Source organism: Bacillus sp. KS1 (genome assembly GCF_020075515.1).
Lineage (GTDB): Bacteria > Bacillota > Bacilli > Bacillales > Bacillaceae > Bacillus > Bacillus velezensis.
Window position 1 is genome coordinate 154,692 of the sequence record NZ_JACAWW010000014.1, and the last position, 16,242, is coordinate 170,933.

The following is a 16,242-nucleotide window of genomic DNA, read 5'->3' on the forward strand; positions in this document are numbered from 1 at the left end:
AATATATCAGAATAAATAGTAACGATTACGATTTATAACAATGTACATCATGATGAAAATAAGGCAGGTGCGGGATATAAATCGTAATCATTCTATTTTGTCAGGAGGCTATTTTATGAAAAAAATTCCGGTTACAGTATTGAGCGGCTATCTTGGTGCCGGAAAGACGACCGTTTTGAATCATATTTTACAAAACCGCAACGGTTTAAAAATTGCCGTCATCGTCAATGACATGAGCGAAGTAAATATAGACGCGGGCTTGGTGAAGCAGGGAGGAGGCTTGTCAAGGACGGATGAGAAACTCGTAGAATTATCCAACGGCTGTATCTGCTGTACGCTGCGTGAAGATTTATTAGTCGAAGTTGAGAAACTCGCGAAAGACGGCAGATTTGATTATATAGTGATTGAATCAACAGGGATCAGCGAACCGATTCCCGTTGCCCAGACATTTTCTTATATAGATGAAGAAATGGGCATTGATCTGACAACTTTCTGCAGGCTGGACACAATGGTGACCGTGGTGGATGCAAACCGCTTCTGGCATGATTTCCAGTCCGGTGACAGCCTTCTTGACCGGAAGGAAGCGGCGGGAGAAGAGGATGAACGGGTGATTGCCGATTTATTAATTGACCAAATCGAGTTTTGTGATGTGCTCATTTTAAATAAATGCGACATGGTGGGCGAAAAAGAGCTTGAACAGCTGGAAACGGTTCTTCGCGCATTACAGCCCCGTGCCAGACTGATCCGGTCCGTCCGCGGAGAAGTGCCCGCCGAATACATATTGAATACCGGTTTATTTGAGTTTGAGGAAGCGAGTTCATCAGCAGGATGGATAAAGGAACTGACGGCAGGTCATGAAGCGCACACTCCGGAAACGGAAGAGTACGGCATCACTTCGTTTGTGTACTCGCGGCGTCTGCCGTTTCATACCGCTCGTTTTGACAGCTGGCTGCATCAATCAATGCCTGACAACATTGTGCGCGCAAAAGGAATTGCTTGGTGCGCAACCCGCAACAGCCTTGCGCTGCTGATGTCTCAGGCGGGTCCGGCGGTTTCGATTGAGCCTGTTTCTTATTGGGTGGCGGCAATGCCGAAACTTGAGCAGGAGCAGATTAAACAGCAGGAACCGGAGATTCTGGAAGATTGGGACGACCAATTCGGAGACCGTCATACGAACCTGGTGTTTATCGGAACAGATTTAGATGAAGCGGCCATTACAAAGGAATTGGATCAGTGCCTGCTCACGCCGTCTGAGTTCGATTCCGATTGGTCGCAGCTTGAAGATCCTTTTCAATGGGATATTCAGCGGGCCGAATAACATACCGGCCAAGTTTAGAAGCAGGTGAAAAGGGAAGGAGTGATGAAAAAGGAGCTGACCAAGTGTGAAAGCACTGACATACCAAGGAAAAGAACATATGGAAGTGAAAGAAGTCCCGGCACCCGCCATTCAAGATGAGAGAGATGTCATCGTTCGAATCACCGCAACCGGGATATGCGGTTCAGACCTTCATCTATATAAAAACGGAATACCCGCAGATCCGGGTTATATCGTCGGGCACGAGCCGATGGGAATCGTTGAAGAAACGGGCAGTCAAGTCAAAAAGCTGAAAAAAGGCGACCGGGTCGTGATTCCTTTTAACATCGGCTGCGGAGAATGCCATTATTGCAAGCACCAGATGGAAAGCCAGTGTGATGAATCTAATCCAAATCCTCATACAGATGCCGGCGGCTTATTCGGTTTTTCGGAGTTTAACGGTAATTATCCCGGCGGGCAGGCTGAATATTTACGTGTTCCTTATGCTGATTTCTCTTCTTTTCTGGTTCCGGCAGACAGTGAGCTTGAAGATGAGCAGGTGCTGCTTCTGTCAGATGTCATGCCGACCGCCTTTTGGAGCGTTCAGCACAGCGGAGTGAAAAAAGGAGATACAGTCGTTATTCTGGGATCAGGTCCGATCGGTTTAATGGCGCAAAAATTCGCGTGGAAAAAAGGAGCAAAGCGGGTTATCGCAGTCGATCAAGTCCCGCATCGCCTTGAACATGCGAGACGCATAAACGGAGCAGAGACCTTCAATTTTTCAGAACATGATGAGATCGGGAAACTGCTGCATGAACAAACGTCAGGGGGCGCGGATGTAGTGATTGATTGTGTCGGAATGGACGGCACGCCGCTTTCAAAAGAAAAAACAGAGCAAAAACCGAATCAGTTCGGAACAATCAGTCCGATTCTTACAGCATCAGAAGCCGTTAAGAAGTTCGGAACCGTGCAGCTCACGGGCGCATATATTTCTGAAGCGGACGGCTTTCCGCTCGGTGATTTTTTCACACGCAACGTTTCTTTAAAAATGGGTCAGGCACCCGTTATTCATCTGATGCCGATGCTGTATCAAATGATCGAACAAAATGAAATTGATCCGACGGACATCATTACACACAAAATGAGTCTTGCGGAAGCTCCTGCTGCATATGATATATTTGACAAAAAAGAAGATGGCAACATTAAAGTGATTTTAAAGCCATAGCGAGGAGAAACACGATGAATATTTACAGACCGGCGGGATTTTGGATCAGATTGGGAGCCGTGGTACTCGACTATTTAATTACTTCAGTGCCTTTGGCGATTATTTTTATGCTGGCAACAGGAAAAGATCCGAATGAGAGCGCAATGATCAGCATTATTTTGACTCTTTATGGTATTTTGCTCCCTGTCTACTGGAACGGTTATGTTATCGGCAAAAAGATCTGCGGTATCCGCATCGTCAAAAAAGATGGAACTCAGGTAGGCTTTCTCACTATGATTTTGAGAGTGCTTGTGGGCGGGCTGATATATGGGGTGACGTTTGGAATCGGTGTGATCGTGAGCGCATTCATGGTCGGAATGAGAGAAGACAAACGGTCAATCCACGATTTTGTAGCGGGAACGTATGTCACGTACGCGCTGCCGGACGAATCGATTGAAAAGAGCGAATAATTTCGCTCTTTTTTTTTGCATAAAAAATGGATGAGGGAGAAACATATAACAAACGTTAAAGGAGGAAAGAATCATGAAAAAAGCTGCATTGTCTTTAGCTGCGTTTTTCATTACAGCAATGGTTTTCACAATGCCGATACACGCCGCCGGAACAAAAATGCCTTCAACCATGTCACTCACGGAACAGCAGAAAAAAGAAATTGAATCACTTGAAAAAGAAGTGCTCGAAAAACGAAAACATGTCATATCCAAATATGTTGAGTACGGGGTCCTGCCGAAAGAAAAAGCAGAACACATTAAACAGCATATGGACAGGCGCTTTAACATGATGAAACAAAATGGGTTTGTCCCGAAGCCTCCGCCTCATAAATTGGAAAAGCGGCATCATCATTCTTAAGCATCCGGCAAGCCGGATGCTTTTTTGTTTTTATCGGGATTGCTCTGAAACGCGTTTCATAACGTATGATATCAATATTATACGCACACATGATACATAAAAAACAGGGCCTGTTCCCTGATACATTTCTATGGGGGTCAGCCTCGGCTGCCTATCAGGCTGAAGGAGCCTGGAATAAAGACGGTAAAGGACCTTCAGTATGGTTGAACAGTGCAGAGTGGCTATTAGTGACGGAGTTCATCTCATCGGCTACTGCAGCTGGTCATTCACAGATCTGTTAAGCTGGCTGAACGGCTATCAAAAACGCTACGGTTTTGTCTATATCAATCGAGATGAAGAAGATGAAAAGGATTTGAAACGGATCAGGAAAAAAAGTTTTTATTGGTACCGGAATGTAATTGAAACAGACGGTAAAAGTTTATAAAAGTTCCCTGAGAGAAATATGATTCTCTCAGGGATTTCTTTTACATTACGGCTGCATCAATAATATACGTATCCGCATGAAGATCGGATATTTCGGCAGGCACTGAATAACAGGTAAGGCTGTATCGGCCTTTCGGAATATGAAAGAAAAGCCGCTTTGACATCACGCTTTCAATCTCAATTCCATCTTTTACAGCCTCAAAGGGAACAGTCGCTTTTTTCTCATAGGATGGTACCGGTTCACTTGTGTTAAGCCTGAGAACGATAAATGCCCTCGTATTTCTCCTTGCCTCAAATGAAACAGCTCTGTCAGCTTCCGCATATCCTTTTTCAATGGCTTCATCGGTCCAATCGATAACAGGCGGTTCTGAATCTTTTTGGAAGATTGTAAATTGATGATAAGAAATGGCCAGTTCTTGCGGTTTCCATGATTTAATCAATGCGCTGTTCCTCCTGTTTTTTACTTGATTTTAAATAATACTCTCGTTCCGTCGGGATCATTGGTAAGCTGATGTCCGACCCAAGAGCCGGCTCCGCGGTTGTCTGCCGGAGAAATATATTCTACGGAGGCGTTGTTTCCGCCCTGTTTACAAACCGCCATCGGCCATTCATCCCTATCGTATCCCGTTTTTACAGGTACATGTTTAAGAGATTGCTCACGCCGCTTATGTACTCCGTCTCTGTCAATGGTGCATATGCTGGAATGCCCTTCTTTTATCGCGTCCTTAATATGCTTTGCTGTTTCCGGATATCGATCGGACGGAAATAGGATTACCTTGTCGTAATCACTCTTCTGAACGGTTTGCTCGTTATCTGAGAAAAGATCACCCTTGATCAGGGCCGCGACTGCTCCGGCAATGATGATAAGAACAAGCAGCAGTGCTTTTAATGTTTTCAAGAGTATCAATCACCTCCAGTTTTAATTGCTGTAAAGCTGGTCCAAGAATAAAGCAGAATCGGCCGGCTGTAAAGCTGTTAAAATATATTTCTCAGCCGCAATTCAGCTGAATATCTGTAAAACCATCCGCACAAATCAACTTTATTCATTAAAAATTCGATCAGAAAGTGTTTTTTGCCGTTTCCCTATTCAGAATGAGCGGTTGCGGCCGTATCGTCAATTGACTTATTATAGCGATAAGCTCACCGGCAGGATATCTTCGTCTGCGAGTGTCCGACCCGAAAATCTTGGCCTGTATGACCGTGCGCAACAAGACGATAAAAAGACGGCCATCTGATAAGAAGGCCGTCAGCAAATCATTCCAGATTCGCATGCTTTGTAAACATGTCTGCTGAATTCAATTCTTTTTTCTCCATGATTTTTAGAATAACCGCATCGTAAAACAGCAGAAGAGTTTGTTCGAATAAAGAACCCATCGGCTGAATCGTCTTTCTGTCTCCGCCGGTCTCTTCCTTAGGAGAGCCGGGAATCGTTATTGTAAGATCCGCAAGTTTGCCGAGACTTGAGCCGGGGTTAATCGTTAATGCAGTGACGATACCGTTAAGACTTTTGGCTTTTTCAGCCGTATGAAGCAGACTTTTTGTTCCGCCTGAGCCTGAGCCGATGATGACGAGACCGCCTTCTTGGAGGGGAGGGGTAAGCGTCTCACCGACGATGTAAGCGTTCAGGCCGATGTGCATCATCCTCATGGCGAACGCTTTAGCCATAAAGCCGGAACGTCCCGCTCCGGACGTGAAGATTTGATCTGCCGATAAAATCTGATCTGCAAGCTTGTCAGCTTCACTGTCGGATATTAATGCTGCGGTGCGGGATATTTCATTTAGTATTTCATGTAAGTATTCAGTCGTTTTCATGATCCTTGTGTGATCAGCTGTTTCATTTTAGCAGCAGCATCCGCTTTATTGTCAGCTCCCGTAATGCCTCCGCCGACAATGATTAAATCTGGGTTTTGTTTGATGGCTTCAGGAAGCGTATCAAGTTTAATGCCTCCGGCAATTGCGGTTTTAGCGCTCTTGACCGCTTTTTTAATCGCCGTCAGTTCCTCGAATGAATTTTTTCCTTCTGCTTGAAGATCATAACCTGTGTGAACACAAATATAATCAACACCGAGCTGGTCAATTTCTTTTGCCCGTGTTTCAAGGTTTTTTACGTTAATCATGTCGACGAGAATTTTTTTCTGCTGTTTTTTTGCTTCGGCAACCGCCCCTTTGATCGTTGAGTCGTCTGTCGCCCCTAAAACGGTGATGATGTCGGCTCCCGCTTCTGCCGCTTTCATGATCTCGTAACCGCCTGCATCCATGATTTTAAGATCGGCAAGCACTTTCAAGTGAGGAAAGGCTGTTTTCATTTCCTGCACGGCTTTCAGTCCTTCATTAATGACAACGGGAGTGCCGATTTCTACAACATCTATATATTGTTCGACCTCTTTCACAAGTTCAATTGCTTCCGGGATATTTACTAAGTCTAATGCCAGCTGTAATTCCACTTTATATCCACTCCTCTTTTTTATGTATTTCCATTCTATAAAGTGCCCCGCATGTTGAGAAGTACGCACTTTGAAGTCTAATAGTTACTTTGAGGATACTGTCCCCGCATGCAATGCGCTTTGTTTCAGCAAAACAGCGTGGTAGTATAAACTGATGAAAGTTGTGTGAAAAAGTAAGCGTGTATGAATAGATGATGACCGTACAAAAAGTAAGAAGAAGGAGAATTGTCCGTGAGCCGAATGGATGAGAAAACGTTTAATTGCGAAAAGGAATTGACGCTTGCCGTGATAGGCGGGAAGTGGAAAATGCTGATTATGTGGCACTTGGGAAAAGAAGGGACGAAGCGGTTTAATGAGCTGAAAGCTTTAATTCCGGATATTACGCACAAAATTCTTGTGAATCAGCTCAGGGAGCTGGAGCAGGATCTGATCGTTCACAGGGAAGTTTACCCTGTCGTCCCTCCGAAAGTGGAGTATTCTTTAACGGCGCAAGGAGAAAGCCTTATGCCGATTCTGGACGCCATGTATAAGTGGGGAAAAGATTATATGGAATTAATCAACATTGATAAAACTGCAATAAAGGAATCTTTTTGAAGTGCTCTATATAAAATAGAGTGCTTTTTTTGCGGTTTAATGAAATCATATTGCGAACATTCGGGCCGTCTGTTTCGGTTCTTGCGCTGTTTTTTCCGGGTCAGCTTACGTACGTAAATTTTTTTTATTTCTGCCATAACTGGATATTCGACAGATTTTCATTATAGTTTAAAGATTTTTAATTTTACGTAAATAATATTTTTGAAAATAAATTGCGGGATGCCGCAAAATACCCTCTGGATTTGTCGGATTTTTTTTCGGTGTGCCGCATGAAACTTTTCACCCATTTTTCGGTGATAAAAACAATATTTTCATATAAAGTGAACGTAAGTAGATATATAGAAATACATGCAGAAATAGGTAAACCTTTCGTGCTTACAATCAATGGCTTTTTGTCTTGATTTCTCATAAATTTGATGCCGCATTTCGGACTGCGCGGGTGAACGGATGACGGATTTCGGCGGTGATTGAATCGGGATCGTTTTTGAGGTAAGTGGTTCTTTTGGCTTGAGAATGAGTTAGGGACATAGAGGGAGGCTGTTTCTAAGGGAGAATTGACAACTATATCTTAAAAAGGGGAGGCGCACACATATGGAAATAACTTTTTATCCTTTAACAAATGCTCAAAAACGTATCTGGTATACAGAAAAATTCTATCCGAACACAAGTATTTCAAATCTTGCGGGGTTCGGGAAACTCATTTCTGAAGACGGCGTACAGGCTCATTACGTTGAGAAAGCGATACAGGAATTCGTCCGGCGGTATGAGTCGATGAGAATCCGTCTGCGGCTTGATGATGAGGGGGAGCCCGTTCAATATGTGAGCGAATACCGTCCGCTCTCCATCGGGCACACGGATATCAGGCAAGCCGGCTGCTCTGCGGACGAGCTGTCAAAATGGGGGCGTGAAGAAGCTGGCAAGCCTCTGGCGTTATATGATCAGGATTTATTCCGTTTTTCCGTGCACACGATCAGTGAAAATGAGGTCTGGTTTTACGCTAATGTGCATCACATTATTTCAGACGGGATTTCCATGACGATTCTGGGCAATGCGATTACTGATATTTATTTGGAGCTTTCAGGCGGGACAAGTGAGGAACAGACGGAGATTCCTTCTTTTATCGAGCACGTGCTGACAGAGCAGGAATATGTGCAGTCAAAGCGGTTTAAGAAGGATCGGGACTTTTGGAACGGGCAGTTTGAGACCGTGCCGGAGCTTGTGTCCCTGAAACGGAGCCGGGCAGATGCGGGTCTTGATGCGAAACGGTTTTCTCAAGAAATTCCTCATGACTTATATGGCCGCATTCATTCATTCTGCGAGGAGCATAAAGTCAGCGTACTGTCTCTGTTCCAGTCAGCTCTGATCACTTATCTCTACAAAGTGACCGGCCGGGATGACGTTGTCACGGGTACGTTTATGGGAAACCGGACGAATGCGAAAGAAAAGCAGATGCTCGGGATGTTCGTATCTACGGTGCCTGTGCGGACAAGCGTTGACGGAGGACAGTCATTCTTGGAATTCGTTAAAGGCCGGATGAAGGATCTGATGAAAATTCTCCGCCACCAAAAGTATCCGTATAACCTGCTTGTCAATGATTTGCGCGCTTCGAAAAGTTCGCTGAGCAGATTGTTTACGGTGGCTCTGGAGTACCAGGTGATGCAGTGGCAGAAAAAAGAGAATCTGTCCTTCCTGACAGACCCTATTTTCAGCGGAAGCGGTACAAATGATATTTCAATTCATGTGAAGGAACGATGGGACACCGGGAAATTGACAATTGATTTTGACTATCGCAGCGACATTTTCAAGGGGGAAGAGATTGAATCTGTTTCTGAACGTTTGATCACGCTGATTGAAGATGCGATCTCATCTCCTGATCGCATAATTGATGAACTTACTCTTCTTTCTGAATCCGAGAAAGAGCGGCTGCTGAAACGGGCCTCCGGCAATCCGGTGAATTACCGCAAGGAGATGACGATACCGGGGCTGTTTGAAGAGAAAGTGAAGTCACTGTCTGACAAACCCGCAGTTGTGTATGAAGGCCGAACATTGTCCTATCGCACATTGCATGAACAATCAGGCCGTATTGCCGGACGCCTTCTTCAAGCCGGGATATCAGCCGATTCTCCTGTCGCGGTGCTGCTTGGCCGATCTGAGCGTGCCATTGCGGCAATATTGGGAATTTTGAAAGCGGGCGGCGCTTATGTGCCGATAGATCCTGACTTTCCGGCGGATCGGATTCAGTACATTTTAGAGGACAGCGGAGCGAAGGCTGTTCTGACAGAGGCCGGAATACAGGTGCCTGCAGCGGATGCCGAACGGATTGATTTTGACGAGGCTGTTCAGTTTGAAACGGCTGCGGACGGTGTCAGCACACAATCAGACCGGCTGGCTTACATCATCTACACGTCAGGTACAACGGGGCGGCCGAAAGGCGTGATGATTGAGCACCGGCAAGTTCATCATCTGGTGCAATCACTGCAGCAGGAGATTTATCAATGCGGTGAGCAGACGTTAAGAATGGCGCTTTTGGCTCCGTTTCATTTTGATGCGTCCGTCAAACAGATTTTTGCCTCGCTTCTTTTGGGACAGACGCTTTATATCGTGCCGAAAACGACTGTAACGAATGGCTCGGCACTGCTGGACTATTATCGTCAAAACCGGATTGAAGCCACTGACGGAACGCCTGCGCATCTGCAGATGATGGTTGCGGCGGGAGATGTCAGCGGCGTTGAACTGCGCCACATGCTCATTGGGGGAGAGGGCCTGTCCGCGGCTGTTGCCGAGCAGCTGATGACGCTCTTTCATCAATCGGGCAGGGCGCCGCGTCTGACGAATGTCTACGGGCCGACAGAGACGTGTGTCGATGCGTCCGTGCATCAGGTGTCAGCCGATAACGGAATGAATCAACAGGCGGCGTACGTTCCGATCGGAAAACCGCTCGGCAACGCCCGTCTGTATATATTGGATAAGCACCAGCGGCTTCAGCCCGACGGCACGGCCGGTGAGCTGTATATCGCGGGTGACGGTGTAGGCCGCGGCTATTTAAATCTGCCGGATTTGACCGCAGAGAAGTTTTTGCAGGATCCGTTTAACGGAAGCGGCCGCATGTACCGCACGGGTGATATGGCGCGCTGGCTGCCGGATGGGACGATCGAATATATCGGACGTGAAGATGATCAGGTGAAAGTCCGCGGCTACCGCATTGAGCTGGGAGAAATTGAAACGGTGCTCAGAAAAGCTCCGGGCGCAGCGCAGGCCGTCGTGCTGGCACGGCCGGATCAGCAGGGCAGCTTAGATGTCTGCGCATATATCGTTCAGGAAAAAGGAACCGAGTTTCACCCTGCCGAGTACAGAGAATATGTGTCAAAGCACCTTCCTGATTACATGGTGCCCGCTTACTTTACAAAAACGGACGAAATTCCGCTCACGCCGAGCGGGAAGGCGGACCGCAAAAAGCTGTTTGCGCTCGATGTGCAGGCTGTCAGCTCGTCCGAATATGCCGCGCCGAGAAATGAAACGGAGGAAACGCTCACCGTCATCTGGCAGGAAGTCCTCGGAATGGACAAGGCGGGCATTTATGATCATTTCTTCGAGTCAGGCGGTCATTCATTAAAGGCCATGACGCTTCTGACGAAAATTCATAAGCAAATGGGCGTCGAAATTCCGCTGCAATACTTGTTTGAGCATCCGACGATTGCGGCGCTTGCCGATTATGCGGAAAACCGAAACGAAGGACCGGCATTCAGTGCAATTGAGCCGGCTGAGAAGCAGGCGAGCTATCCGCTTTCGCTCGCTCAGCAGCGGACTTATATCGCGAGCCAATTTGAAGACGCGGGAGTCGGATATAACATGCCGGCTGCGGCCATGATTGAGGGCGCTTTAGACCGCGAAAAGCTTGAGCGTGCATTTTCTGCCTTAATCAGCAGGCATGAAGCGCTCAGAACATCGTTTCAATCAGAGGACGGCACGCCGAGACAGGTGATTCACGAACATGTTCCGTTTCATATTGAAATGATCGAAGCGCGCGGAAGAACGAATGAACAGGTCATGAAGGACTTTGTGCGCCGTTTTGATTTATCTGAGGCGCCGCTGTTCAGAATCGGCCTGCAAACGCTCGATCACAATCGCCATATGCTGCTGTTTGATATGCATCACCTGATTTCTGACGGGGTGTCTATTTCCATCATGCTGAAGGAACTGGCTGACATCTACGGCGGAAATCAGCTGCCTGAATTGCGCATTCAATATAAAGATTATGCCGTATGGCAGGCGGAACGGGCGAAAGAAGGCTACAAGAAGGAGCGGGCGTACTGGAAAGAAGTCTTCAGCGGCGAACTGCCGGTGCTTCAGCTGCTCCCTGATTATCCGCGGCCGCAGGTGCAAAGCTTTGAAGGTGACCGCGTGTCCGCCAAGCTGCCGAAAATGCTGCGGGAACGGCTGCAGAAGCTTGCCGAGAAAAACGGAGCCACCCTTTACATGGTGCTGTTATCAGCTTACTATACGCTGCTTTCTAAGTATTCGGGACAGGAAGATATCATCGTGGGAACACCGTCAGCGGGAAGAAATCACTCTGATACCGAGGGGCTTATCGGGATGTTTGTCAACACGCTTGCACTGCGAAGCTCCGTGAAGCAGGATCAGACATTTGCCGGCTTGTTAGGTCATGTGCGCAAGCAGGTGCTGGACGCGTTTTCTCACCAGGACTATCCGTTTGAGTGGCTGACCGAGGAGCTGAATGTGCCCCGGGATATGAGCAGGCATCCGATATTTGACACGATGTTCAGTCTGCAAAATGCTTCGGATGGTATTCCGGAGATCGGTAATCTGACGCTGTCTCTTCATGAAACAAACTTCAACATCGCCAAATTCGACCTGACCATGCAGGCTCGGGAAACAGCGGAAGGCATTGCGCTTGATTTGGATTATTGCACGAAGCTGTTTAAGCGCTCAACTGCGGATCGCATGCTTGCGCACTATGTCCGTCTGCTGGAGAGCGCGGCAGCTCAGCCGGATGCGAAAATCAGCGAATATGATCTGCTTTCTGAACGGGAGGCTTTGACTCAATTACAGCGGTTCAATCCGGAGCGCACGGCGTACCCGAAAGAGCAAACGATCGTGCAGATCTTTGAAGAACAGGTCCGAAAGAACCCTGACCGGACGGCTCTTCAGTTCGAAGGGAAAACCCTGTCGTATCAGCAGCTGAATGAACGCGCCAACAGGCTTGCGCGGCATATTCTTTCGGTCGGAGGCGGCGGAAAAACCGCGGCTGTTCTGTGTGAACGGTCAATGGATATGATTGTTTCCATTATGGCTGTGTTAAAAGCGGGGTCCGCCTATGTGCCGATTGATCCTGAGCATCCGGTTCAGCGGATTCAGCATTTCTTCCGCGACAGCGGGGCGAATGTGCTCATGACTCAGCAAAGTCTCAAGCCGCTTGCGGAAAAGGCCGGTTTTCAAGGCGTCATTGTGCTTGCTGATGATGAGGCGAGCTATGAAAAGGACTCTCGCAATCCAGCATTGCCGTTTGATTCCAAAACGATTGCCAATCTCACTTATACATCTGGCACGACGGGAACGCCGAAAGGAAATATCGTCACACATGCCAACATTTTGCGGACGGTAAAAAACACGAACTATTTGACCGTTTCTGAAGAGGACACAGTGCTCGGTCTGTCAAACTACGTCTTTGACGCTTTTATGTTTGATATGTTCGGTTCGCTGTTAAACGGTGCAAAGCTTGTGATCGTCCCGAAAGATACGGTGCTGGATATGTCACGTCTGTCCCGTGTGATCAAACGGGAGAATGTCAGCATTCTGATGATTACGACGGCCCTGTTCCACCTGCTTGTTGATATGGAGCCGTCCTGTCTGACGACGCTTCGGAAAATCATGTTCGGGGGCGAAAGAGCGTCTGTAGAACATGTCAAAAAGGCGCTGGCGGCAGTCGGAAAAGGAAGACTGCTTCATATGTACGGCCCGTCGGAAAGCACGGTGTTTGCGACATACCATCCGGTGGATGTCATTGAAGAGGATACGCTCTCCGTTCCGATCGGGAAACCGGTCAGCAATACGGAAGTCTTTATTATGAACTCAGCCGGACGCATTCAGCCGGCGGGTATCGCGGGAGAGCTGTGCGTCAGCGGGGAAGGTCTCGTAGAAGGCTACTACAACCGCCCTGAACTGACGGAAGAAAAATTTGTAAAGCATCCGTTTAAGGAAGGTGAACGGATGTATAAAACGGGCGACTTGGCCAGATGGCTTCCGAATGGCGATATCGAGTTTATCGGACGTATCGACCATCAGGTGAAAATTCGCGGTCAGCGGATTGAGCTTGGCGAAATTGAGCATCAGCTTCAAAGTCATGACCAGATTCAGGAATGCATTGTGCTCGCTGTGGATCAGGGCGCGGGTGACAAACTTCTTTGCGCGTATGTTGTCGGCCTCAGGGAAATCTCTTCCCGGGAGCTGAGGGAGCATACGGCGAAGGATCTTCCGGCTTATATGATTCCGTCCGTCTTTATTCAATTGGATGAACTGCCTCTTACAGGGAACGGAAAAATCGATAGGCGGGCGCTGCCGATGCCGGATGTGACCGCAGCGAATGCCGTGTCATATACGGCGCCGCGCAATGAAACAGAACAAAAACTGGCGGATATTTGGGCTGAGGTGCTGCAAATGGAGCGGGTCGGCGTCCATGATCAGTTCTTTGAGATCGGGGGCCACTCGTTAGCGGGGATGAAACTGCTGGCCCTTATCCAGAAGACATTCGGCGTGCAGCTTACCTTAAAGGATCTGTTCACTTCTCCGACGGCTGCGGGGCTGGCGCAGCTGATTGAAGGGGCTGAGCGGAAAACGGCAGAGAGCATCGCACCGGCGGCCGAGCGGGAAACGTATCCAGTTTCTTCACCGCAGAAGCGGATGTTCGTGCTTCAGCAGCTGGAAGGCGCTGAAACAAGCTATAACATGCCGTCTGTGCTCCGCTTAAAAGGAAAGCTTGATACAGAAAAGCTGAAATCCGTCATGAAACAGCTGACAGAACGCCATGAAGCCTTCAGAACGACATTTGACATAAAGGATGGAGAAACGGTTCAGCGCATATGGGCGGAAGCTGATATCGACATGGAATATTATGAAGCCTCTGAAGAAGATGCTGAACGGATTATTCAGAGCTTTATCCGGCCGTTCCGCCTGGATCAGCTTCCTCTCGTCAGAACGGGACTGGTCAAGCTGGCTGAACATGACCACCTGCTGCTGTTTGATATGCACCATATCATTTCGGACGGCGCTTCAGTCGGCGTGCTGATAGATGAACTGTCCCGCTTGTATGGCGGCGAAACGCTTGATCCGCTGCGGATCCATTATAAAGACTATGCGGTATGGCAGCAGAAATTTATTCAATCAGAGCAGTACCGCAAGCAGGAGGAGCATTGGCTTCGGGAGCTTGACGGCGAGCTTCCGGTATTGACGCTGCCGGCTGATTACAGCCGTCCGGCCGTGCAAACCTTTGAAGGAGACAAGCTGGTCTTTTCTCTGACTGGGGAACAGACGTCGGCTCTTCGCAGTCTTGCGAAACAAACGGATTCTACCATGTACATGGTGCTGCTGGCGTCATACAGCGCCTTTCTCTCAAAACTGAGCGGACAGCATGACATCATTGTCGGTTCGCCGGTTGCGGGACGGTCACATGCGGATCTCGCAAACGTCATCGGTGTTTTTGTGAATACACTCGCGCTTCGTACGTATCCGGAAGCGGACAAAACGTTCACGGACTATCTTAATGAAGTGAAACAAACCGCTTTACATGCATTTGACGCGCAGGATTATCCGCTTGAAGACCTTCTGCAAAAGGTTGAGGTGCAGCGTGATACGAGCAGAAATCCGCTGTTTGATGCGGTATTTTCAATGCAAAATGCAAATGCGGAAGATCTGGTCATGGAAGGAATTGAGCTGAAGCACCATCCGTTTGACAGAAAAACAGCCAAGTTTGACCTGACAATGACGGCTGAGGACACAGACGAAGGCTTAACGTTTGTGCTTGAATATAACACCGCGCTGTTTAAACCGGAAACGGCAGAGACATGGAAGCATTACTGGCTTCAACTGTTAGAAGCCGCAGCGGAAAATCCGGCTGCGAAGCTTTCTGAGCTTTCATTGGTGAATAAAACAGAAAAACAAGCCCTCCTTGACGCATGGAAAGGAAAAACAATTTCTGTGCCGCGGGACAAAACGGTTCACCGTCTCTTTGAAGAAACGGCCGCCCGCCACGCGAACCGGCCGGCCGCGGCATATAACGGCGCGAAATGGACGTACGGCGAGCTGAACGCAAGGGCGAACCGGATCGCGCGCATTCTCATGGACTGCGGCGTCACGGCTGACGAACGTGTCGGCATTTTGACGAAACCGTCCTTGGAAATGGCCGCGGGCGTACTCGGCGTCCTGAAAGCGGGCGCGGCATTTGTGCCGATTGACCCCGACTACCCGGAAGAGCGGATCAGCTACATTCTGCAGGACAGCGGCGCCAAGCTTCTTCTCACACAGGAAGCGCTGGACGTGCCGGAAAGCTACAAAGGAGAAACGATTCTGCTTGACGGCGGACGCTCCATTCTGAGCCTGCCGCTTGATGAAAACGATGAAGCGAACCCGCAGACAGAAACAACGGCGGATCATCTCGCTTATATGATTTACACGTCAGGAACGACCGGACAGCCGAAGGGTGTCATGGTCGAACACCATGCGCTGGTGAACCTGTGCTTCTGGCATCACGACGCATTCGCCATGACGGCGGATGATAAAAGCGCCAAATACGCGGGCTTCGGTTTTGACGCCTCCATTTGGGAAATGTTCCCGGCATGGATCATCGGCGCGGAGCTTCACGTCATTGACGAAGCGATCCGGCTGGATATCACCCGCTTAAATCACTATTTCGAGGAGAACGGCGTGACCATCACCTTCCTGCCGACGCAGCTGGCCGAACAATTTATGGAGCTGGAAAATACCTCTCTCCGTATGCTTCTCGTCGGCGGTGACAAGCTGAAGCGGGCGGTGAAACAGCCGTACACGATCGTCAACAACTACGGCCCGACGGAAAACACCGTCGTCGCGACAAGCGGCGTCATCAATCCGGAGGAAGGATCGCTTTCGATCGGACGGGCGATTGCCAATACGAGAGTTTATATTCTCGGCGACGGCGATCAGGTGCAGCCGGAAGGCATTGCCGGTGAATTGTGTGTGGCCGGCCGCGGTCTTGCGCGCGGATACCTGAACCGTGAAGAAGAAACGGCGAAGCGGTTTACCGCAGATCCGTTCGTGCCCGGCGAGCGCATGTACCGGACCGGCGACCTCGTCAAATGGAACGCGCAGTGCGGCATTGAATACATCGGCCGTATCGACCAGCAGGTCAAAGTGCGGGGCTACCG

Annotated in this window: 11 protein-coding genes and 1 pseudogene; 8 read left to right on the forward strand and 4 right to left on the reverse strand. The window is 48.6% G+C overall.

Annotated elements, in window-relative coordinates:
• Positions 1-115: 115 nt before the first annotated feature.
• The 6 genes and pseudogenes from HWY38_RS07420 to HWY38_RS07445 form a co-directional block, all read left to right on the forward strand.
• Positions 116-1,318, forward strand: coding sequence for a GTP-binding protein (locus tag HWY38_RS07420; protein WP_095273256.1), 1,203 nt, complete (start codon positions 116-118; stop codon positions 1,316-1,318).
• Positions 1,319-1,382: 64 nt separating this feature from the next.
• Positions 1,383-2,519, forward strand: coding sequence for a zinc-dependent alcohol dehydrogenase (locus tag HWY38_RS07425; protein ID WP_007609290.1), 1,137 nt, complete (start codon positions 1,383-1,385; stop codon positions 2,517-2,519).
• 14 nt (positions 2,520-2,533) lie between these two features.
• Complete coding sequence (locus tag HWY38_RS07430; RefSeq protein WP_021494203.1) at positions 2,534-2,968, forward strand: RDD family protein; 435 nt, start codon at positions 2,534-2,536, stop codon at positions 2,966-2,968.
• A gap of 118 nt (positions 2,969-3,086) precedes the next feature.
• Entirely contained in the window at positions 3,087-3,365 is a 279-nt protein-coding gene (locus tag HWY38_RS07435; RefSeq protein ID WP_411908468.1) for a YckD family protein, read from the forward strand.
• An 89-nt stretch (positions 3,366-3,454) separates the two neighbouring features.
• Positions 3,455-3,646, forward strand: a complete 192-nt coding sequence (locus HWY38_RS19255) for a family 1 glycosylhydrolase (RefSeq protein ID WP_224181578.1) — start codon at positions 3,455-3,457, stop codon at positions 3,644-3,646.
• Positions 3,562-3,789 (forward strand): annotated as a pseudogene (locus HWY38_RS07445) (family 1 glycosylhydrolase); the annotation flags it as partial. The gene HWY38_RS19255 and the pseudogene HWY38_RS07445, both read left to right, overlap by 85 nt.
• A gap of 40 nt (positions 3,790-3,829) precedes the next feature.
• Here HWY38_RS07445 and comJ read toward each other — a convergent pair.
• From comJ to hxlA, 4 genes are all read right to left on the reverse strand, one after another.
• Positions 3,830-4,228 (reverse strand): competence protein ComJ, encoded by a 399-nt coding sequence (gene comJ / locus HWY38_RS07450; RefSeq protein ID WP_224181569.1) that lies wholly within the window; start codon positions 4,226-4,228, stop codon positions 3,830-3,832.
• Between the two features lie 20 nt (positions 4,229-4,248).
• The gene (locus HWY38_RS07455) at positions 4,249-4,686 is read right to left on the reverse strand and encodes a NucA/NucB deoxyribonuclease domain-containing protein (protein ID WP_003156588.1); all 438 of its coding nucleotides are present in this window, start codon (positions 4,684-4,686) and stop codon (positions 4,249-4,251) included.
• Between the two features lie 356 nt (positions 4,687-5,042).
• Entirely contained in the window at positions 5,043-5,600 is a 558-nt protein-coding gene (gene hxlB / locus HWY38_RS07460) for a 6-phospho-3-hexuloisomerase (RefSeq protein ID WP_224181570.1), read from the reverse strand.
• Complete coding sequence (hxlA, locus tag HWY38_RS07465; protein ID WP_014416875.1) at positions 5,597-6,232, reverse strand: 3-hexulose-6-phosphate synthase; 636 nt, start codon at positions 6,230-6,232, stop codon at positions 5,597-5,599. Before hxlA ends, hxlB begins: the two co-directional genes overlap by 4 nt.
• A gap of 231 nt (positions 6,233-6,463) precedes the next feature.
• On the opposite strand from hxlA, the gene HWY38_RS07470 reads away from it, so the two are divergent.
• Positions 6,464-6,826, forward strand: a complete 363-nt coding sequence (locus HWY38_RS07470) for a winged helix-turn-helix transcriptional regulator (protein ID WP_007409352.1) — start codon at positions 6,464-6,466, stop codon at positions 6,824-6,826.
• Positions 6,827-7,417: 591 nt separating this feature from the next.
• Positions 7,418-16,242: surfactin non-ribosomal peptide synthetase SrfAA (gene srfAA / locus HWY38_RS07475; protein ID WP_224181571.1), on the forward strand; the 8,825-nt coding region annotated here is incomplete at its 3' end.

Excerpts from the sequence above, each read along its gene's own strand:
- HWY38_RS19255 (WP_224181578.1), top strand. The coding sequence starts at position 3,455 with ATGATACATAAAAAACAGGGCCTGTTCCCTGATACATTTCTATGGGGG.
- HWY38_RS07420 (WP_095273256.1), top strand. The coding sequence starts at position 116 with ATGAAAAAAATTCCGGTTACAGTATTGAGCGGCTATCTTGGTGCCGGA.
- hxlB (WP_224181570.1), bottom strand. The coding sequence starts at position 5,600 with ATGAAAACGACTGAATACTTACATGAAATACTAAATGAAATATCCCGC.
- HWY38_RS07430 (WP_021494203.1), top strand. The coding sequence starts at position 2,534 with ATGAATATTTACAGACCGGCGGGATTTTGGATCAGATTGGGAGCCGTG.
- HWY38_RS07435 (WP_411908468.1), top strand. The coding sequence starts at position 3,087 with ATGGTTTTCACAATGCCGATACACGCCGCCGGAACAAAAATGCCTTCA.